Raw genomic sequence first — 19060 nt, forward strand, 5'->3', positions numbered from 1 at the left:
TGGTTGTCACTTAAACAGCCCTCCATGTGATAACAAATGCATTCATCGCAGTTCGGCTGATTTTTCATATGAATAATGCCATAGGGTACTACATTAACTGGCGTTTAAATGCTTTATTGGCGAAGAAGTAAGCGATGACCATGATACCAACGCACCAAGCAAGAGCGATCCAAATATCGTTGCCAACAGATCCTTCATACAAGAGAGCTCGAATCGCATTCACGATGGATGTCACGGGCTGGTTCTCAGCGAACAAACGAACAATTTTAGGCATGGTTTCCGTTGGGACAAAAGCTGAACTGATAAACGGCAGGAAAATCAACGGGTAGGAGTAGGCTGTTGCCCCTTCCATAGACTTCGCTGTCAATCCTGGAATGACAGCCAGCCATGTCAGCGCCAGCGTAAACAGCCCAAGTATCCCAACTACCGCAAGCCAATCTAAGATACCAGCGCTGGAACGAAAGCCCATCAACAGCGCTATGAGGATAACTACCACAACAGTAAGCGCATTGGAAACAAGCGATGTCCACACGTGGGCCCACAAAATCGACGAACGCTTGATTGGCATGGTAATGAAACGTGCCATCAACCCGCTCTTTACATCCGTAAACAGACGCAGGGAAGTGTAAGCTACACCGGATGCAATAGCCATCAGCAAGATTCCTGGCAATAAATAATTGACGTAGTTGTCCGTTCCTGTCTCTATAGCGCCGCCAAATACGTAGACAAACAGCAACATCATCATAATCGGCGTAATCGCCACCGTGATAATCGTATCCGGGCTGCGCATGATGTTGCGCATTAAACGCCCAAGTAATACCCCTGTTTTACTTTTCATTTACTTCTCCTCCTTTTGACCGATGATCGCGAGGAAAATTTCCTCCAATGTCGGCTGCTTCTCGATGTACTCCACTTTCGCTGGTGGGAACATCTCTTTAAGTTCGGTAAGGGTACCAGTCGTGATGATTATTCCGCCATGCAGGATGGCGATGCGGTCCGCCAGTTGTTCGGCTTCCTCTAGGTACTGGGTTGTCAGCAAGATGGTCGTGCCACCGTCTGCAAGCTCCTTAACTGTATTCCATACTTCAATCCGTGCTTCGGGGTCAAGCCCTGTCGTCGGTTCGTCGAGAAAAATGACTGCTGGCGTACCAATCAGACTCATGGCGATGTCAAGCCGACGCTTCATCCCACCTGAATATTGATCCGCCCGCCGATTGGCCGCATCAGTCAGGCTGAATCTTGCCAGCAGATTATCGGCGACCTGCGCGGGATTGGAAACTCCTCGTAACTTGGCGATCATCAACAGATTTTCCCGCCCGGTGAGCATGCCGTCTAAAGCTGCAAACTGTCCTGTCAGGCTGATGCTCTGGCGAACATGATCCGGTTGACGCTGGACGTCAAATCCGCAAATACCTACTTCCCCTCCATCTGACTTCATCAGCGTCGAGAGGATGTTGACCGTCGTTGTCTTGCCTGCTCCATTTGAGCCCAGCAGTGCGAAAATTTCGCCACGCTGCACTTCAAAATCCACTCCCTTTAAGACTTCCTTGTCTTGAAAGGATTTTTTTAATCCTTTTACAGAAATCGCTGCATTGCTCATCCTTTTATCCTCCTTATAAAAACGAAACAAGGTGCTAGATCGTCTATCCTATTTAGTCAGACTGATAATCAGTAATACTTACTACCAAGGTGAAAATATAACTGAATAGGGAAGGTGGCACATCCGTATTTGTAACCAGCTATTCAGTCGGATTTCTTTATTGAATTTACTTTTTTCCAATCGCTTCATGATACTCTAATTCAAATCTTCATGATATTTGTCCAACCAAGTTTTCTCATCCTTCACTAGATCGTCGCAAAAAGCGGCAACGTCCTCTCCTGTTACTTCAAGCACACCTTTTCCAGCAGCTGCACCTTCTTCAAAGAAGATGAGAATTTCCGAGAGCAGTCCGATACCTTCGTTTAGCTTAACAGGACCGACTTTGAAGAGATATTTTTGGATCTCTTTATAAACAATTTGGTAATCTTTTGGAAGTGCTTTGACACGCGAAACATGGGCTCTCCATGCTTTTTTTCCTTCGATGATTTCTTTGATGCTCATTTCAGTCCTCCTAATTTTCTTGCTACGTTTTTGTTGAGTTGGTCACGCCACTTATCTCGATAAGTCTTTGCACCTTCATCACCTACAAGTGCTGCACTGAAGCCTTTGATATCATCTCCCAGCACCTCTTCGACGCTCTGGCCGTCTGCTGATGAAACTTCAAGCAGCTCAAGAGCATTATCAAGAATTGGCATCAAATTACGACCGGTGAAATCTCCGTGAAGCCAGAGATTGCTTTGAATTTCTTTCCAAGCAGTTTGATATTCAGCTGGCAAGGCTTTTGCCCGTTCCTCAAAACCTTTCATTTCTTTCGTCATATCGCTGCCAGTTATTTTTTCTAAAAAGTTCATTGTAGTCTCCTTTAAGATACTAAGCTGTTCCGCAAAGTTCTATTATTTAATCGAATCGTTGAGTTCTTGACGTTGTTTATCCACCCACGATTTTGCATCTATGACGAGATCATCACAGAAGGCTGCTACATCGTTGCCAGTAACCTCTTTAACTTGCTTGCCGTCAGCTGCGGCTTCTTCAAGAAGATCGATGATGTGATGAAAGACAAATTTCGTTTCTTGCCAATCCATCACGCCGCCAGTGTTCCAGAGATATTTTTGCATCGCTTTGTAGGCGTTGTAGTAGTCTTCAGGTAAGGTTTTTGCGCGGTTTTCCATTTCACGCCATTCTTTCTTTTCGCTAAAAACTCCAAAGATTTTTTCGAATATACTCATGTTCATTCTCCTTTAGTTTGTTTTTAATTCGTTTAGTTTGCTTGAGACAAAGTTCCATTTGGCCCAAAAATTTTCCAGTTTCTCTTGACCTGCTACGTTAAGTGTGTAAAATTTTCTCGGCGGTCCCTTAGTGGAAGGCTTTTTCTCGATATCCACCAGATTGTGTTTCTCCAGTCGCATCGTAATCGTATAAACTGTACCTTCCACGACATCAGTGAAGCCAAGTTCTCGAAGGTGTTGCGTGATTTCATAACCGTAAGTTTCGCCTCGACTGATGATTTCCAGCACACAACCTTCAAGCACTCCTTTCAGCATTTCCGTGATATTTTCCAAATATCTTCCCTCCTTTTATATTTTGCTTATATTTTTCCAGTACCCTGTATCACCGGTATTTTGTAATACAGATATTTAGTATTACTGACTACCGTTACATAGTAATACAGAATAGCTTTGCTTGTCAAGAATAAAAATTTTCGTCTGAAAAGCCCATTTGTACGGGCTTCATAGTTGTTTTTATCAAATTTCACAGCTCAAACTTTCATTTGAGTTTACACTGTAACCGCTTCTTTCATGATTAATAGAATGAGAGCAAACGAGAGAAGAATGGATGACAGGCATCTCACATGATTTAAGAAGCTGCTAAAGGATATGCCGAGTTTTGGAGGGATGTAAGTCTATAAACGAGGAAATAAACGCACAACATTTCCTTATTCGTACGATCAAAGATGATGGGATAGGTATGAGTAAAAACACAAAGATTCGACTGTTTGAGCGATATTATCGAGGAAAAGATTCTGGAAAGACCAAATTGGCTCAGGCTTAGGATGAATATTGAAAAGAAAATGATACCAATCATCGGGGATAAAATAACAATAAATTCAGAGGAAGACATGTTAATGTTTGCAACTCCGTTTGGAATCGAAATCTCCATCTATAAAGATTTGTCCCCCCCACAGTTACAAATACACAAATTCTTTTTGTATAAAAAATCAGCGGCTGGATGCGGTTGACCACACCCAGCCTGCAAACTCAGAGCTTCTTCAGATTCCCTAGCTTCTCAGCCAGTGCGATAGATTCTGGTGTGTTTTCCGCCCTCAACTCACGATGCGCCTCTTGAATAAGTTTACGAGCGGTATCCAAATCAAGCCGATCCAGCTTTAGAGCATTTACCGCTTTCCAAAGCTTCTCACCGATTTCGGGCGAGGCATGCAAAGCAACAACGGGGATCACGTTGCGATGGTTTAGGTAGGGATCACGAGACATAAATCCTCCTAGTGTGAGTTTGCTTATAGCTATTATAAACAAATTTATATATCAAGGAAAATATCCTCAATGAATAAACCCACATTGCGCTCCTAATCGTTTGGAAAGCCACCTTTTTGCTCAAACAGCATAGAGAAACTTTCCGATATATACAACCAAAAAAACTTCTATCTAGGAATAACCTTTCAAACTATTACAGCTATTTTAGAGTAGGTTTGTTAGCAATGCACCAGAACACGCTATTTATTGATATGGAAATATTTTATACATTATACGAGAGGAAATTTCACGGTTTTGTTCCATTGCCGGTTACATCATAGAAAACTACATCTCTCCAAAGAGGAATCATGACAAATAACCTGTACACAGATGAGCTTCGTTTTGCACAAGATGTGGCTCGGAAAGCTGGAGCCATCATGCTTCGGCATTTTCGAACTGGAATCGGCCACGAAAGAAAAGCTGACGGAACTCCCGTAACGAAAGTAGACCGGAATGTAAACCAGTTCATGCCCATGGAAGTAAAAAGGCAGCGTCCCGGTGAAGGGATGCTCGGCGAGGAAGACGCACGACACGCTTGGGGAGCACAACAGGCAAACGCTGTTCCTCGACGGTGGGTCTGCGACCCTATCGATGGTACTTGGCTGTACGCTGCTGGTGTTCCGAACAACATCTCTTCGATGGCACTCCTCGAGCATCGCCAGCCCGTGCTCGGTGTTCTGTACGATCCCTATACCAACAGCATGGTACATGCTGTGGTTGATGGGGGTGCGTTTCTGAACGGAAAGCCCATCCGTGTGAACACATCCGATAGCATCTCAGGGAGCTGTCTCACACTTCCAGGAGGGCGAGTAGATACACTCGATGCTGGGGCTCTCTTCAAAGAGGTTGTGGATCAGGGTGCTGACGTGGTGACGTTTGGCTCTGTTATCTATGATGCCTCTCTCGTCGCACTTGGCTTCGCATCTGCACATGTCTATCCCTACACATCACCCTGGGATATGGCTGCCATTAAGGTAATTGTCGAAGAAGCCGGCGGTCGAATCACCGATTTGAATGGAAACGATCAACCATACGATCGCCCGATCAACGGTGCAATCGTCACAAATGGCTCCATTCACGAGAAGATTGTCAAGCTGGTTAGGGGGCACATCCGAAAGTAGATCCGTCAAACCGATCAGAAAAAAAGCTTATTCCACTGATGTTAGGTCAGTGAACAAGTCCCTTGAATGGTTCGAGACCGTTTAGGGGACACTATCATTTTCGATTGTTAGTAGAAAATTATTAACTCTTAGACCTATTTGAGGGTGATTTACTATAGAAGGCTCAAAAAACGTTCCCTTTCCATTTACGAACGTTTTTTTGTTTTAAGATATGAAATAGGGCAATTACTGGATAAAAAATAACTGGCTTACTAGTATAATTACCAATCAATATTCTAAGAGAGGGGACCCATTGAACATAGAGAAAATCATATTTTATATATGGAAGATGACAAAGAAGTAAGGGATCTCGTTCGGCAAAATTTACTGGAATATGGATATGAAGTAACAACCTAAAATTATTGAAACAATTCGTGGACTAGGTTATAGGTTGATACAATGAAATTATCTCAAAAATATACATTCATATCTTATTGTCGGTTTTTGTCTTCCCTTTAGCCTATTTAGGAGTAAATTTCTTCTATTATACGATTATTACGAAACTGGGGAACCTCTCATCGGAGCAATTTCTTATTCCTGATAAAGTAGAAAAAGATTGGGATGATTTCGTAAGTTCTTTGAAAGACTTAGATGATGGTACAGTAGAATCAAAATTGAAAAATCCAAAAAATCAAATAAAAAGTGGGATACAGATAAGACAATCGAATTTATGACAGCTCCGAAAAAGGGACTTATTTTACCACTCAATCCTATTTGGACGGAGCGAAACATAAAGGATATGTTTTTGCCACAACTATATTGTTAGGAGCAAATTATTCGATATTGTTCCCCTTTTCTTTCCTTTACCACTGTAGAAGCTATTTCAAAACTAAAAATTGTCAAATGAGTCTGAACAGAACTAAAATAGCAGACATGAGTTAATAGACGAACAATGGAAAATAATTGAACCTCTCCTACCGAAAAGAAAAACACAGATAGGTGACCACCAATCCCACTCAGGAAAGTCCTAAATGGGATTATTTACGTGTTGAAAACGGGTGTAGCATGGATGGATATGCCGAAAAAGTATGGGTCCTATGTAACATGTTGGAGACGATTGAAAGAATGGGAAAAGGTCGGAATTTGGGAACGGATCTGGAGAAAATTATTGGGAATGCTGCAAGAAAAAAAAGCGTTTGAACTGGGATCAAGTGTATTTGGATGGATCGTTTGTGGCAGCAAAGCGCGGAGGGACGGGAATCGGGAATACCAAGATGGGAAAAGGAACCAAAGTCATGGCTGTAGCTGAAAAAAACGGCATCCCCATTGGAATTTTGGTAGAGAGTGCACAGCCACATGAAATTCGCTTGGCAGAACGAACATTGGCTACTATTCGGGTACCATCCAAGCGAGGTAGACCCCTTAGTCGATTTCGCGAATTGGTCGCAGATCGTGCTTACCATAGTGGAGCTTTTCGTCTCGCGCTTCGAAAAAAAGGGATCAAACCTACGATACCCGGTCGAAAAACGGATAAAAAAAGAAAAGGTCGCCCATTGGCAGTGGGCGACGGTTACAAACACCGCTGGAAAATAGAACGTTGTTTTGCTTGGATGGACAATAATCGCAGATTAGTTGTCCGATATGAACGTTACATTCAACATTATAAAGCATTTTGTTTACTTTCACTAATCCTTTTGTGTGTTAACCGACTTTTGAAATGACTTCTAGTATTCCATTTTTTGATGTCTCGCTGGGATATGAAAACCAAAGCCTCATCTTATGGGGAAGTGTAATCTTTACGGCTTACATTATTGCTCCTTTATTCGGATTATATCAATATTCGCAAAAGACTCGGTTAAATTAAAAGGATCTTAAAAATTATCATGCAAAGGTGCGGATTCATATGGAAAAATTCATGTTGCTTGTTGCGATCATTTCCTTCGGGCTAGCTATAGCAATCTTTATTGCCAATATTCTAAACTATGGCTTAAAAGGCGATGTATTAAGCATAAAACGCAAATCATCAAAATGGATCGTGGATTTGTTTCTCATTTACATGGTCAGCTTTTCCAGTTTTTCTTTTCCTTTGGAATTAGTGTAGAAGCAGTAGCAACTTTTATTTAAGAATATGAAAAAACTACCCCAAAAGAGATTTACCTTCTGCAACTCTATTATATAGATTAGATAGTCAGGAGAACCCCCATAAATAACGCTTAATTGAAAACAAAGATGATCTAGGGACAATTCTATTCCCCGTTTCATTTTTGTTTTTGAGCACTTTAACTAAGTTACGGCTGTAGATAGGTTTGCTTTGTCTAACTGTTTATCACTGCTTCCATTGTGACCTACTTGCAATCTCTACATAAAAAAGAACCCTACTACTTACTTCTTTTTTCCATAGTAAGGATCGTTGAGAGTCGTCCTCTTGTCTTTCTATCTCCATTCTTCTTTTTGAAGTTTTTGCTACAATGATCACTCTGCTGATTCACTATCTCATCTATCTCTTCGATAAAAAAGTACATACTATAGAACCCTTCTGATAATTTCCGTTCACATCAGTATTTTTTCTAAATCAAATAAAGACTCAAATCCTAATTTTTTTATTATATTCATTCCAATTCATATTTCAAACGTTTAATTTCCACAAATTAATTTGTTATTTGAACGCTGTTTCAGTATGATGAAATTGCAGATTTCACTCCCTGTCACCAAAGAAAAGAGTAAACCATGTCAGATGCGTTTCGAAAATTTCAGTGGGAGATCAAGGTTCTTTTTCCTTTTCAGGTGAGTCAAGAAAGTGCGGATGCAGCTCTCCTCAAACTCTCGGCTGAAGGGTTTACAATAGGTATCATGCCGGACTTGCTGGTCCTTTGGGAAGATAGCTCTCACAAAGATGTTGCTGGTCTGTCCGATGGAATGACCAACAATCTCTACCCGATCATTCCAGCAAATGAAACCGTTATTCTGGAACATGAGGGAGTAAAATTCTGCGAAGTCAGGCTAATGAAATAAGATAACAAGGTAACTGTTATCTTTGTCTCTGGACAGGGTTTTGTCCCCTGTCCAGAGAGCTAATCATATTTATTCATACACCATCTGTATATTACATATAGAAAGCATTTTGATAACTTATCTTCAAATTTTTAATACTTGTGAATACAAGTAAATGCTCATCTGATGGAAGAGTATCAACATGGCAAAGGTTGCAGTTTACCTCGATTTCAAGTAATTTCGAAAATTGATTGTCACCTCCTGATCCGTAACCAGAATCGCAACAAAATTCTCAGACTATAAGAGAGTATAAATGTGCTCTGGTGTCTAATAAAAGCCATGCACCTTTTTGTCCAGACACCAACCGATCAATCACGTTTTTTACATAGAAAAAACCAGCCGGTATAAGGCTAGTTTTGATTTTTCCACTTATTCGCTTTTTCGCCCTACATACCTACTCGCCAGTTCTTCATAGATTTCATCCATTGATACACCTTGATTTTGCAACAATACCATTAAGTGATAGATGAGATCCGCTGCTTCATATCTCAATTCAGCTTTTGAATTATTTTTTGCTGCAATGATGACTTCCGCTGATTCTTCCCCAATCTTTTTCCCTATTTTATCCACCCCTTTGGCAAACAAATAGGTTGTATAAGAACCTTCTGGTAATCTCTGATGGCGGTCAGCGATCAATGATTCCAGGTCTGACAAGACACCGATGGGAGACGGTGGACTTGGTGCTTCTTCTCCAATAAAACAACTTGTACTTCCAGTATGGCAAGCAGGTCCCGCTGGGATCACTTTTAACAAGAGTGCATCTTGATCACAATCATAGGAGACCTCTTTTACTTCTTGTGTGTTCCCAGAAGTTGCCCCCTTATGCCATAGTTCTTGACGCGAACGGCTGTACAACCATGTTTCTCCTGATTCTAATGTCTTCTCATAAGCAGTTTTATTCATATATGCAAGGGTTAACACCTGTTTACTCTCTGCATGTTGAATAATAACAGGTACAAGCCCATCTTTACCCCAGTTTATCTCGTTGGAATCCATCGTACTTCTTCCCCTCTATCCCGTAATAACGCTTTTACTTCCATGATGCCTACTTCTTCGTAATGAAAGATAGAGGCAGCAAGAGCTGCTGATGCTTTTGTTTGAGTAAATACATCAATGAAATCTTGTGCACTTCCCGCTCCGCCAGATGCGATAACTGGAACGCTAACAGTATCCGATACAGCTTTCACTAACGCAATGTCGAAACCATTTTTTTGACCATCTTGATCCATGCTTGTTAGTAAGATCTCCCCTGCACCTAACTCCACAACATGCTGAGCCCAGTCCAATACGTTCCAATCTGTACGTTCTCTTCCTCCATGTGTGTAGACAACCCATGTTCCTGTATCTTCTTGATATTTTGCATCTATTGCTACGACGATACACTGGTTGCCAAAACGACGAGCACCCTCGTGAATGAGCTCTGGATTTAAAACAGCAGCAGTATTAAGCGAAACTTTGTCTGCACCTGCGCGCAATGTTTCCGTCATGTCCTCTACACTGCGAATGCCACCACCCACTGTAAAAGGGATGGTTAGTTTACTTGCAGCTTGTCGGACAACATCGATCATCGTTTTTCTACCTTCATGAGAAGCAGATATATCTAAAAAGACAAGTTCATCTGCCCCAGTTCGATCATATAAGGCTGCTAATTCTACAGGGTCACCTGCATCACGTAAACCAACAAAAGAAACTCCTTTTACCACCCGACCATCTTTCACATCCAAACATGGGATAATACGCTTGGTAATCATCGGTTGGCCTCCTCTAAAGCATCGGCAAGATTTACCGAGCCCATATACAATGCTTTTCCTACGATTACACCCGTCACTCCACGGGACTCGAGTGTTTTCAATTGTTTGATGTCATTTATGGTAGCAACTCCACCAGAGGCAATAACCTCAGCCCCTGAAACATTTGCGATTTGCGTAGCAATATCTCCATTCACTCCAGAGAGCAGACCATCCTTTGCGATATCTGTCACAATAAAAGTAGCAGCTCCAAGCTCTGCCATTTGTTTCGCCAGTTCTTCCGCAGTGACAGTTGCTTGATTGAGCCAACCATGTGTGGCAACATATCCATCTCTTGCATCCAAACCAATAGCGATCTGATCTGCATACTTTGCCAGCGCTTCTTTGACAAAGGAGGGGTTGTCAATGGCTGCAGAACCAATGATAACACGTGTAACCCCAATAGACAGAAGATATTCTAGTCGATCCATATCCCGAACTCCACCACCGACTTGGATCGAAATGCCTGTCTCTCTCACTATCTCCTTTATGACTTTACTATTTGTCAGTTCACCAGAACGAGCACCATCGAGATCTACCAAATGAAGCCATTTTGCTCCTTGGGCAACCCATTGTTGTGCCATTTCTAAAGGCTGATCATGAAAAATAGTTTCTTGATTATAATCTCCTTGGATTAATCGGACACATTTGCCATTTCGTATATCAATTGCTGGATATATTGTAAATCCCATCGTTAAATCCTCCCTTTTGCAAATTGATGGAGGAGTTGAATGCCTAAGGGACCACTTTTCTCTGGATGAAACTGCATTCCAATGATATTGTTCCTAGCTACGATTGCTGTGATCTCTTCGCTATAATCCGTTGTCGCAATAACATCTTCTGCGTTGGTTGCTTTCACATGATAAGAATGAACAAAATAAACATGTCCTTCTTCTAAACTTCCAAGTAATGGATGTGGATGACGAAAGCTCAACCAGTTCCAGCCCATATGTGGGATGGGTAAATCCATCGACATCTTTTCCACATGGCCTGCTAGTAAATTTAAGCCACTAAAATAGCCATGTTCATCACTACTAGTAAAAAGCAACTGCATTCCAAGGCATATTCCAAGTAATGGTTTTCCCGCGATTGCTTCCTCTGTGATAACTTTTGCTAACCCTCGCCCTTTCAACTCAACCATTGCATCTCCAAATGCGCCAACACCTGGTAATATTAATTTATCTGCATTTTTTATCGTCTCGGTATCATCTGTTATGACAAATTCATGATCCAAACGAAGTAAAGCTTGGCTAAGGCTGTACAAATTACCCATGCCATAGTCAATAATTGCTATCACCCTAGTACCCCCTTTGAGGAAGGAACACCTTTGATGCTGGGGTCAATCCTTGTCGCCTCATGCAATGCTCGTCCTAGAGCTTTAAACAATGATTCAATCATATGATGCGTATTGCGTCCATAGTGAAGAATGACATGTAAATTCATTCTGCTCTCCAATGCGAGTTTCCAGAAAAACTCATGTACAAGTTCTGTATCAAAACTCCCTACACGATCACTTGGGAAATCAGCACGGAATTCAAGATGTGATCTACCCGATAAATCGATAACAACTTGCCCCAATGACTCATCCATTGGTACAAACGCATTTCCATATCGACGGATTCCGATGCGATCTCCTAACGCTTTATCAATCGCTCTGCCAATGCATATCCCCGTATCTTCTACGGTATGATGATCATCGATATGCACATCACCAATGGAACGAACAGCTAAATTAAATTGTCCATGCTTAGCAAATAAGTCTAGCATATGCTCTAAGAAAGGAACTCCTGTATGTAGAGTCGCTTTTCCTTCTCCATCCAATGATAGATTTACATCTACTTGCGTTTCTTTTGTGATTCGTTCCACATGACCTCTTCTATTCATGCTTCATCCTCCATCCGAATGCGAATAGAAGCAGCATGTGCTCCTAATCCTTCTTGTTCTGCCAAGGTAATAATATGTTTGGCATCTTGCTGCAGGGCTGTTTTACTATAGGAAATAAGACTTGTTTTTTTTATAAAGGTATCCACACTCAGAGCAGATGAAAAACGTGCTGTACCACTTGTAGGCAATACATGACTTGGACCAGCCATATAATCCCCTACTGTCTCTGCACTCATGGAACCTAAAAATACTGCCCCCGCATGACGTATCAATCCTAATAGTTCCCAAGGATTTTCTACCATTAGCTCCAAATGTTCAGGAGCGATCTGGTTAGAAAGTTCAACTGCTTCCTTAATGCCTTCTGTAAGAACAATCGCTCCATTACTCTCCAAAGATTCTGTTGCTATCTCTACTCTTTCCAAATTAGCTAATTGTTTTTCAACCTCACCTGCAACACGCTCTGCAAGTTGTTTAGAAGAAGTTAACAAAATAGCTGCTGCATCTGGATCATGCTCTGCTTGAGCTAACAGATCCGCTGCGACATAGGCCGGATTCGCGTTGTTATCAGCAATAACAACAACTTCACTAGGACCCGCGATACTATCGATATCTACTTGTCCATATACCAGTTGTTTTGCCAATGCGACATACTGATTTCCAGGTCCTACTATCTTATCGACCTGAATGATACTCTCTGTACCATAGGCAAGTGCAGCGATTGCTTGTGCACCGCCTACTTTATAAATTTGGTCTATACCTGCTATCTTTGCGGCCACTAGTGTTGTCGCCGGAATACTACCGTTTTTATCGGGCGGTGTTACCATCACTATATCCTCTACACCAGCTACTATCGCTGGGATTGCATTCATCAACACAGAAGAGGGATAAGCTGCGCGTCCACCTGGAACATAGATCCCTACCCGATCTAGAGGGCGGATGATCTGCCCTAAAATAGAGCCGTCATTTTCCATGTTCCACCAAGAGCCTCTTCGTTCCTTCTCATGAAACATACGAATTCGATCTGCCGCTTTTTGGAGTGCTTCTATAAATGTCGTATCTACTTGTTGCCATGCTTTTGTTTTCTCATCTTCGGTTACAAGGAGGGTATCGAGGATCGCTCCATCCAATTCTTTTGTATAGGAGAAAAGGGCTTCATCTTTCTTTTCCCGTACTTGAGCAATGATGCTTTGAACAGTGGATAATATTGCTCTGTTATCCTGTTTGTTACTCTCTCTTGGCTTCCACTCACTCGCTTTGACGATCTTCATCGCGACTTCCCCTCCTTTCGATGTGTTGTTTCAGTTGATCATAAAATTGATTGATGCGTTTGTATTTTAATTGATAACTTGCACGATTGGCGATCAACCTCGACGTAACTGTCGTGATGGTCTCCAGCTCAATCAAACCATTTTCCCGTAATGTTTGCCCTGTTGAGACAATGTCTACAATTCGATCTGCTAATCCGATCAATGGAGCTAATTCAATCGAACCATTTAACTTTACCACTTCTACTTGCTCTCCAATACTGCGAAAATACTTCTCTGCAATAGAAGGATATTTGGTAGCAATTCGCCCATTTACTGTTTTTTTATCTGGTAATCCTGCTACAGATACTCGGCAGGGACTGATTTGCAAATCCAATAGTTCATATACATTTCTCGATTCTTCTAGCAGCACATCTTTTCCCACAATTCCTAAGTCTGCTACTCCATACTCTACATACGTAGCAACATCCATCGGTTTCGCTAAAAAGAAAGCAAGCTGAGCTTCTGGTGCTGTTAGGATCAGCTTGCGGGTTTCTTTTGTAAGATCATCAGGAACTGGAACCCCAGCATCTGCCAGTATTTCGAGTGCTTCTTCATAAATTCTGCCTTTCGGCATTGCGATCGTTAAGAGTTCCACCTATGTCTCCCTCCATACTAAGTCTGTTTGTTCATCATCTATTTGAAGTACAACAATATACCCGGCATCTCTCAACTCTTTTGCTTTGGCAATAGCAGTTTTTCGGAGCGGTGTGGGATAAAACAAGGTTGTCTGTTTTGTTTCCATCATATCAATGTTGCAAGTATCCAATAGATTATTCATCCGAAAAGCAAAACCTGTAGCGGGCAAACTTCTCCCAAACTGCCCATAAAGTTGATCATAGCGGCCACCACTTAAAATAGCAAAACCAACTCCATCGGCAAATCCTTCTAAGTACATACCCGTATAATAATCGATGTTTCCTAGTAAGCGAATATCTACTGTGATATAAGACGCATAACCGTAGTCTGCAAGGATATCCCAAATTCGTATGAGTTGTTTTGCAGCTTTCACTACTTGAGTAGAAGAGTGAGACAAAAGGGGTTCTAAGTATTCTTTTTTGTCTAAGCCTCTGCATAACTGCAAGATTTCTGCTACACCTTCTTTATTTTCCAGCTGATGCAACAATGCTTCAAAGCCAACATAATCACGTTTGATAAGATAGTTCGTCAGCTGTGTTTGCTTCTTTTGGGAAGAACAGACGGAAGCCAATAATCCTGCTAATAACTCCACATGACCGACAACAAGTCGAAATTTAGAAGTTTGACAAGCTTGAAGAGCCGTGATCGCTAAGGCCAGTAATTCAGCGTCTGCCTTCACTCCAGGTTCTCCGACTAATTCTACTCCTGTTTGATACAACTCAGCACGCCGGCCAGCAGCTTGCTCTTGTGTACGAAAAACACTCGCATGATAAAAAAGCCGCAGCGGCAATGGCTCATGCTGAAGGATGGAATTTACCATTCTTGCGATTGGAGCTGTTTGATCTGGACGAAGTACAAGCATTGCTTTCTCTTGTCCAATCAGGCGAAACATCTTATCTTCGGAGATAGCACTTGCTTTCCCGACTGTTTCCGCATATTCTAACATCGGTGTCATCACTTCTTGATAACCCCAACTGGAAAATACATGAGATAACCGAGCTTCCACTTCTCTTTTCTTTCTGGCTAGAGTAGGTGTCACATCCTGAAACCCTATTGGTTTCTCGAATGCTTCTGGACTCATTCTACACACCTCACTTTAGTATGCTAATGCAATAAAGTAATTGTTAGTTATTGTAACATAATACAACAATTATGGCTACAATGGACAGAAAAAGAGGCATCATAGTTGTAAATTTGATGATCAGCAGATGGACAACGGGTTAAAAAAATAGAAACTTAGAATGAGGAATAAAAACACAAAACGGGGACGAAAAACCATAGGTTGGATCAACATTTTGAGATAACTATTCTATAAAATAATCATTTTTCGAATCAAATATTTATAATAATTTGATAAAATGGAATATAGTTTGTTCACTAAATAACTTATGAGGATAAACAAAAAAAGAGAGAAAGAAATGGAAATAGAACCTGTAAAAATTACGCTCACATATAGAAATGTCAAAAAAGAGGAGGTGCTCGTATCAGAAGAGCATGCTGTCTACTTTCTCGAATCACTGAATAGTCAAAGACCATTTGTTGATCTATGGATTGATGATGATGAATTGGTGTCCATTCGCAAAGAGGATATTGCAGTGGTTAACGTTAGTGGGATAGAGTACGATGATTTTGCTTATGAAGATCTACATGAGAATATAAGTGATTCAGTCCTTCAAGTAGCAAAATCTTTGGATGGCTTTACGAAGATGATGAACGATACTTGAAAAATAATAAAAGATAGTAAGCAACCATATTTTAAATTTCACCACTCAAAGTACCAGCTCCATTTTATTTGTATAATAAAAACAGCCCTGCTTCTATGCAAAGGCTGTTTTTTCAGCATCTATCCGTAAACCATTATACTCTAGCCTGGACGCACCAAATTATGGTCGCCCAGTAGACCCCGAAACTGTTAGTCTCGGGAGCTGATGGTTCCATGGACTGAGCCACCCTTCTCGGGGTGTATCTGAACTCATCCAACATCAACGCCAGGGGCGGTAAAACTTTGGAACGAAGTCAACCGCGAAGGGTGGAAGGATCTGCTGACCTGACGGCGGAAACCGTCGGGTGGAAACTCCATCGACCCAGCAGCATCATGAGCTTGGCCACCGCTCATGATACACCCTTTGACCACCTGAATCAGGTAACCAAAGGCAATATCACGAGGGAAGTATTATCTCATGTACTCCCAAAAAGCGTCGTAACCAATTAACATTATAAATGATATTAATGTAATTTTCAAATAATAAGTTTTGATTGTATTCGTCTTGTTTCATTATTCTAAACTATTCGATACATAAGATTATGCGACAAGAGAACCGTCCCCATGTCGCACATGCTACTGTATTTATAGTTGAAAATCGATCAAATCGAAAATATTCTATTTTAGAAGGTTATTTGTTGTCCTTTTTTAATCAGGGATAGTTAAAAGCATTCCAAGTAAATATAGCGCGGAGCAACCATTCCAAAGAATAGCTGCTCCGCTGAGGCCAAACCAGATATTAAATCTTGACTTTACAAATCACCTGAAACGATTTGCAGGGACTTGTCCATTTCCAAGGTTTGTAACCTGGCTTTTCCAGCTTTCTGCCATCATAATTAATGAAAACTTTGAACTGTATAGGGGTGTCATCTGGAGGTCCACCTATGTTGCAAGCGAACACAGTAAGCTTATGTTTCCCAGCTGATTTCTCGTATTTTGTACCTTCGCCGTGACATTCTGTATAGCCTGTTTCGATCACGATTGGACTCACGAGAACTCCTCTAGTTCGGCAACAACATGTACATATATATTGTACACTCAAATACAGATAGTTTGCAAAAAATATAAGATTATTTCATTGGAATACCTATTGAGTTTTCATGATGAAACAGCTAGGCCGCACTGCTGGAGGAGAAATTGCTAATACTATTCTGTTGATTGTCTAGGATGAGGCGGTCGATTCGCATATTCTTATCGAATACATCCATCACTTAGGACAACCAGAGAAGTCAAAGTAACGAAATATCACGGCGAACTTGTTCGTGAGATAATACATTTTAGTAACTAAGCTAACTCCTCCTATTAGCTATACCTTTTCCCTAAAGGATGCGCAGGAAGTACATACAGTTTTTAACATCATTATTTTGGAAAAATATTTCTACAAATTCCCTAAGTTAGGTGTTTTTCTTCAGTTTTTCTAAACAAATGAAAGAACCTCGGGTTGGAATTCTTTTCTCGTACATTTTTCGTAATTCAACCTTCTGCATTCTATACACGACATATAAACTGACTTCTAAAAGGTAAAAGAGCAGCTTCACATGTTGATAAACGAGACTGCTAAATCAATCTCCATAACAGAGCAAAATTTAGAAATGGCATAATGGATGTTTGATCAACTGGATAAGAAAATCAATCCTCGGCATACCATAAACTTCATCGCCTTGTTCTTGAGCGAGCAAGCTGTCAATAACGAAAAAGTACCATGCGAGCAATTGTTTGGCATCGCCATCCCGAAATTGTTTCATCTCTTGTCCCTTTACAAAAATGGGTACCAATTTATCATAGAAATCACTCGTTGAGTACTGCTCTAGAAGTTGTGCAACTATTTCAGGTACAGCTTCTGCTTTTCTTACTTGATGGATAAACATAAAGGCATAGCGACTTTCTTCGTCTAACATGCTTTGTGTTAAGGCTTGAATCTGTTCCAAAGGTGTACCAGGTAAAAATGGGACAGCACCTAATTCTTCGCTCGCACGCTCCAATAACTCTTGGACCAATATCTGAAATAATTCCTCTTTTGACTTGAAATAACGATAGGCCAAACCCACACTGACCCCTGCTTCGGTTGCAATCAAGCTCATTTTGGTACCTGTCATTCCTTTTTTAGCAAAAACTTTTAGAGCTGCTTGTTTTATCTCTTCTCGTCGTTTATCTTTTATCTCTTCTAGTGTTTGTTTGTTCTTAGGAGACAATTTCCATACACCTCTTCAATTATTGTGCTATATCTATATTTCTCTCCTGTTTTACATGGATTAAAACTTTTGTTAAGAGTTCTTCCAAAAACTGATTTGGTCTTGCAAAACAAGCTAAATGGCCTGCCTGACGAATTAGTACAAACTCTTTATGTGGAGCTTTTATTTTATCAAAATATGCTTTTGCAGTTGCAGTCGGAGTGACAATATCACTGTCTCCTTGAAAGATAAACAGTGGAACTACTAAAGCATCAATCTCATCCAAACCATCGATCATCTCCTGAAATAATTGTTCAGAGGAGTAACTCATTCCTTTAAAATAATCCATGATATCACGGATAGTATGAATGGGGGATGACAACATAGCTGGTAAAATCAAATCCGTGATCATATTTGGCACATTTTTCACCGTTTTAACCACATGTTGATTGCGCTTATCAAAATCCTTTTGATTCCAATGTTCTGGATTCGGACCCATCTTTTTGACTAACTCCAAACCTTTTTTATCCCCTGCTTCTCTAAGGGCGTCCAATACCAAATGGTAACCAACATATTCGGGATCTGGAGAGTTTTGATCTGTTCCCACATAAGCATGAAACAGATCAGGTCGGCGATGAGCCATGCGGATACCAATCAAACTGCCAACCGAACTACCAACCAAAATCACCTTCTGTTGTCCCAATTCCGCTCTCACATATTCGACTACTTCTATTCCATCTCCAATGATTCGATCAAAAGTAAGTTTGCCTGTTTCTGTCCCATTGAGGCCAAATGTCTTTCCTGCTCCGGGTTGATCCCATTGAACAATCGTAAAATACTTTTCCCAAGAACGTAACAAGGACTGAAAAATGGAATAACTCGATGCTGGACCACCGTGTACAAGAAATAAAATGGGATTATTACGATTTTCCCCACGCATAGAAATCCATTGACGAGTTCCGCCAATCTGGATAAATTTATCTTCCCCAATTTCATTTGGTGTATCAATTTGCAGCAGTATAGTATTTTTGCGTTGGTCTCTTTTCCGAAAAACGATTGATGATAGTAAGTTACTCATAAGTCATAGTCCCCTTTTCTAGGTTCAATTTCCCCTGTATCAAAATGAATGAATGGTTCATTCTTTTGTTTATAGATAAAATAAACCAATTCTCAGAAAGTATCAAGCATTATTTTTTAAAAAAAAATGTGATCATTTGAACTCACATACTACTAA

The 19060-nt window shown here is 40.9% G+C and carries 24 protein-coding genes and 2 pseudogenes; 8 read left to right on the forward strand and 18 right to left on the reverse strand.

Going from position 1 to position 19060, the window contains the following annotated elements:
* Positions 1-88: 88 nt before the first annotated feature.
* The 6 genes from GSM42_RS03095 to GSM42_RS03120 all read right to left on the reverse strand — a co-directional run bounded on the left by GSM42_RS03095 (position 89) and on the right by GSM42_RS03120 (position 3159).
* Positions 89-838 (reverse strand): ABC transporter permease, encoded by a 750-nt coding sequence (locus GSM42_RS03095; RefSeq protein ID WP_160799903.1) that lies wholly within the window; start codon positions 836-838, stop codon positions 89-91.
* Positions 839-1600 (reverse strand): ABC transporter ATP-binding protein, encoded by a 762-nt coding sequence (locus GSM42_RS03100; protein ID WP_160799906.1) that lies wholly within the window; start codon positions 1598-1600, stop codon positions 839-841.
* A 195-nt stretch (positions 1601-1795) separates the two neighbouring features.
* Positions 1796-2101 carry a DUF1048 domain-containing protein gene (locus GSM42_RS03105; protein WP_160799909.1) on the reverse strand — a complete coding sequence of 102 codons (306 nt, stop codon included), beginning with the start codon at positions 2099-2101 and terminating at the stop codon, positions 1796-1798.
* Positions 2098-2451, reverse strand: coding sequence for a DUF1048 domain-containing protein (locus tag GSM42_RS03110; RefSeq protein WP_160799912.1), 354 nt, complete (start codon positions 2449-2451; stop codon positions 2098-2100). The genes GSM42_RS03105 and GSM42_RS03110 overlap by 4 nt, the downstream gene beginning before the upstream one ends.
* A gap of 42 nt (positions 2452-2493) precedes the next feature.
* A complete protein-coding gene (locus tag GSM42_RS03115) occupies positions 2494-2826 on the reverse strand; it encodes a DUF1048 domain-containing protein (RefSeq protein WP_160799914.1) in 333 nt (110 codons plus the stop codon).
* A gap of 12 nt (positions 2827-2838) precedes the next feature.
* Entirely contained in the window at positions 2839-3159 is a 321-nt protein-coding gene (locus GSM42_RS03120; protein WP_160799917.1) for a PadR family transcriptional regulator, read from the reverse strand.
* 434 nt (positions 3160-3593) lie between these two features.
* Between GSM42_RS03120 and GSM42_RS03125 the strand changes: the two genes are divergently transcribed.
* Positions 3594-3836, forward strand: coding sequence for a hypothetical protein (locus GSM42_RS03125; RefSeq protein ID WP_160799920.1), 243 nt, complete (start codon positions 3594-3596; stop codon positions 3834-3836).
* A gap of 19 nt (positions 3837-3855) precedes the next feature.
* On the opposite strand, the gene GSM42_RS03130 is transcribed toward GSM42_RS03125, so the two are convergent.
* A complete protein-coding gene (locus GSM42_RS03130) occupies positions 3856-4089 on the reverse strand; it encodes a hypothetical protein (protein ID WP_160799923.1) in 234 nt (77 codons plus the stop codon).
* A 347-nt stretch (positions 4090-4436) separates the two neighbouring features.
* Between GSM42_RS03130 and GSM42_RS03135 the strand changes: the two genes are divergently transcribed.
* The 5 genes and pseudogenes from GSM42_RS03135 to GSM42_RS03155 all read left to right on the forward strand — a co-directional run bounded on the left by GSM42_RS03135 (position 4437) and on the right by GSM42_RS03155 (position 8240).
* Positions 4437-5249 (forward strand): inositol monophosphatase family protein, encoded by an 813-nt coding sequence (locus tag GSM42_RS03135; RefSeq protein ID WP_160799926.1) that lies wholly within the window; start codon positions 4437-4439, stop codon positions 5247-5249.
* A gap of 988 nt (positions 5250-6237) precedes the next feature.
* Positions 6238-6375: pseudogene (locus GSM42_RS21285) on the forward strand (transposase); the annotation flags it as partial.
* A gap of 37 nt (positions 6376-6412) precedes the next feature.
* Positions 6413-6949: pseudogene (locus GSM42_RS03145) on the forward strand (IS5 family transposase); the annotation flags it as partial.
* Positions 6950-7131: 182 nt separating this feature from the next.
* Complete coding sequence (locus tag GSM42_RS03150) at positions 7132-7329, forward strand: hypothetical protein (protein WP_160799934.1); 198 nt, start codon at positions 7132-7134, stop codon at positions 7327-7329.
* 626 nt (positions 7330-7955) lie between these two features.
* The gene (locus tag GSM42_RS03155; RefSeq protein ID WP_160799936.1) at positions 7956-8240 is read left to right on the forward strand and encodes a hypothetical protein; all 285 of its coding nucleotides are present in this window, start codon (positions 7956-7958) and stop codon (positions 8238-8240) included.
* Between the two features lie 408 nt (positions 8241-8648).
* Here GSM42_RS03155 and hisIE read toward each other — a convergent pair whose 3' ends face one another.
* From hisIE to hisZ, 8 genes are read right to left on the reverse strand one after another with little or no spacing between them, the layout of a single operon-like run.
* Positions 8649-9275: a bifunctional phosphoribosyl-AMP cyclohydrolase/phosphoribosyl-ATP diphosphatase HisIE gene (gene hisIE / locus GSM42_RS03160; protein ID WP_160799939.1), complete on the reverse strand. Its 627-nt coding sequence runs from the start codon at positions 9273-9275 to the stop codon at positions 8649-8651.
* Positions 9257-10030, reverse strand: coding sequence for an imidazole glycerol phosphate synthase subunit HisF (hisF, locus tag GSM42_RS03165; RefSeq protein ID WP_160799942.1), 774 nt, complete (start codon positions 10028-10030; stop codon positions 9257-9259). The genes hisIE and hisF overlap by 19 nt, the downstream gene beginning before the upstream one ends.
* Positions 10027-10758 (reverse strand): 1-(5-phosphoribosyl)-5-[(5-phosphoribosylamino)methylideneamino]imidazole-4-carboxamide isomerase, encoded by a 732-nt coding sequence (gene hisA, locus GSM42_RS03170; RefSeq protein ID WP_160799945.1) that lies wholly within the window; start codon positions 10756-10758, stop codon positions 10027-10029. Before hisA ends, hisF begins: the two co-directional genes overlap by 4 nt.
* 2 nt (positions 10759-10760) lie before the next feature.
* Positions 10761-11363, reverse strand: coding sequence for an imidazole glycerol phosphate synthase subunit HisH (hisH, locus tag GSM42_RS03175; protein WP_160799946.1), 603 nt, complete (start codon positions 11361-11363; stop codon positions 10761-10763).
* Positions 11360-11950 carry an imidazoleglycerol-phosphate dehydratase HisB gene (gene hisB / locus GSM42_RS03180; protein ID WP_160799949.1) on the reverse strand — a complete coding sequence of 197 codons (591 nt, stop codon included), beginning with the start codon at positions 11948-11950 and terminating at the stop codon, positions 11360-11362. Before hisB ends, hisH begins: the two co-directional genes overlap by 4 nt.
* Positions 11947-13218: a histidinol dehydrogenase gene (gene hisD / locus GSM42_RS03185; RefSeq protein WP_160799954.1), complete on the reverse strand. Its 1272-nt coding sequence runs from the start codon at positions 13216-13218 to the stop codon at positions 11947-11949. The genes hisB and hisD overlap by 4 nt, the downstream gene beginning before the upstream one ends.
* Positions 13196-13831, reverse strand: coding sequence for an ATP phosphoribosyltransferase (gene hisG, locus GSM42_RS03190; protein ID WP_160800447.1), 636 nt, complete (start codon positions 13829-13831; stop codon positions 13196-13198). The genes hisD and hisG overlap by 23 nt, the downstream gene beginning before the upstream one ends.
* A 21-nt stretch (positions 13832-13852) precedes the next feature.
* On the reverse strand, positions 13853-14974 hold the full coding sequence (hisZ, locus tag GSM42_RS03195; protein WP_160799957.1) for an ATP phosphoribosyltransferase regulatory subunit: 1122 nt from the start codon (positions 14972-14974) through the stop codon (positions 13853-13855).
* Between the two features lie 337 nt (positions 14975-15311).
* Between hisZ and GSM42_RS03200 the strand changes: the two genes are divergently transcribed.
* The gene (locus GSM42_RS03200; protein WP_160799959.1) at positions 15312-15617 is read left to right on the forward strand and encodes a hypothetical protein; all 306 of its coding nucleotides are present in this window, start codon (positions 15312-15314) and stop codon (positions 15615-15617) included.
* 281 nt (positions 15618-15898) lie between these two features.
* Entirely contained in the window at positions 15899-16105 is a 207-nt protein-coding gene (locus tag GSM42_RS03205; RefSeq protein WP_160799962.1) for a hypothetical protein, read from the forward strand.
* 289 nt (positions 16106-16394) lie between these two features.
* Here GSM42_RS03205 and GSM42_RS03210 read toward each other — a convergent pair whose 3' ends face one another.
* The 3 genes from GSM42_RS03210 to GSM42_RS03220 form a co-directional block, all read right to left on the reverse strand.
* Positions 16395-16646 carry a hypothetical protein gene (locus GSM42_RS03210; protein WP_160799965.1) on the reverse strand — a complete coding sequence of 84 codons (252 nt, stop codon included), beginning with the start codon at positions 16644-16646 and terminating at the stop codon, positions 16395-16397.
* Between the two features lie 595 nt (positions 16647-17241).
* Entirely contained in the window at positions 17242-17847 is a 606-nt protein-coding gene (locus tag GSM42_RS03215) for a TetR/AcrR family transcriptional regulator (RefSeq protein WP_160799967.1), read from the reverse strand.
* A gap of 19 nt (positions 17848-17866) precedes the next feature.
* Positions 17867-18904, reverse strand: a complete 1038-nt coding sequence (locus GSM42_RS03220; RefSeq protein ID WP_160799970.1) for an alpha/beta fold hydrolase — start codon at positions 18902-18904, stop codon at positions 17867-17869.
* Positions 18905-19060 lie beyond the last annotated feature (156 nt).

The sequence above is a fragment of the Shimazuella alba genome, from assembly GCF_009831235.1.
Taxonomy (GTDB): domain Bacteria; phylum Bacillota; class Bacilli; order Thermoactinomycetales; family Thermoactinomycetaceae; genus Shimazuella; species Shimazuella alba.

Coding starts and splice junctions, on each gene's coding strand:
- GSM42_RS03095 (WP_160799903.1), bottom strand. CDS start 838: ATGAAAAGTAAAACAGGGGTATTACTTGGGCGTTTAATGCGCAACATC.
- GSM42_RS03100 (WP_160799906.1), bottom strand. CDS start 1,600: ATGAGCAATGCAGCGATTTCTGTAAAAGGATTAAAAAAATCCTTTCAA.
- GSM42_RS03105 (WP_160799909.1), bottom strand. CDS start 2,101: ATGAGCATCAAAGAAATCATCGAAGGAAAAAAAGCATGGAGAGCCCAT.
- GSM42_RS03110 (WP_160799912.1), bottom strand. CDS start 2,451: ATGAACTTTTTAGAAAAAATAACTGGCAGCGATATGACGAAAGAAATG.
- GSM42_RS03115 (WP_160799914.1), bottom strand. CDS start 2,826: ATGAGTATATTCGAAAAAATCTTTGGAGTTTTTAGCGAAAAGAAAGAA.
- GSM42_RS03130 (WP_160799923.1), bottom strand. CDS start 4,089: ATGTCTCGTGATCCCTACCTAAACCATCGCAACGTGATCCCCGTTGTT.
- GSM42_RS03135 (WP_160799926.1), top strand. CDS start 4,437: ATGACAAATAACCTGTACACAGATGAGCTTCGTTTTGCACAAGATGTG.
- GSM42_RS03150 (WP_160799934.1), top strand. CDS start 7,132: ATGGAAAAATTCATGTTGCTTGTTGCGATCATTTCCTTCGGGCTAGCT.
- GSM42_RS03155 (WP_160799936.1), top strand. CDS start 7,956: ATGTCAGATGCGTTTCGAAAATTTCAGTGGGAGATCAAGGTTCTTTTT.
- hisIE (WP_160799939.1), bottom strand. CDS start 9,275: ATGGATTCCAACGAGATAAACTGGGGTAAAGATGGGCTTGTACCTGTT.
- hisF (WP_160799942.1), bottom strand. CDS start 10,030: ATGATTACCAAGCGTATTATCCCATGTTTGGATGTGAAAGATGGTCGG.
- hisA (WP_160799945.1), bottom strand. CDS start 10,758: ATGGGATTTACAATATATCCAGCAATTGATATACGAAATGGCAAATGT.
- hisB (WP_160799949.1), bottom strand. CDS start 11,950: ATGAATAGAAGAGGTCATGTGGAACGAATCACAAAAGAAACGCAAGTA.
- hisD (WP_160799954.1), bottom strand. CDS start 13,218: ATGAAGATCGTCAAAGCGAGTGAGTGGAAGCCAAGAGAGAGTAACAAA.
- hisG (WP_160800447.1), bottom strand. CDS start 13,831: ATGCCGAAAGGCAGAATTTATGAAGAAGCACTCGAAATACTGGCAGAT.
- hisZ (WP_160799957.1), bottom strand. CDS start 14,974: ATGAGTCCAGAAGCATTCGAGAAACCAATAGGGTTTCAGGATGTGACA.
- GSM42_RS03200 (WP_160799959.1), top strand. CDS start 15,312: ATGGAAATAGAACCTGTAAAAATTACGCTCACATATAGAAATGTCAAA.
- GSM42_RS03220 (WP_160799970.1), bottom strand. CDS start 18,904: ATGAGTAACTTACTATCATCAATCGTTTTTCGGAAAAGAGACCAACGC.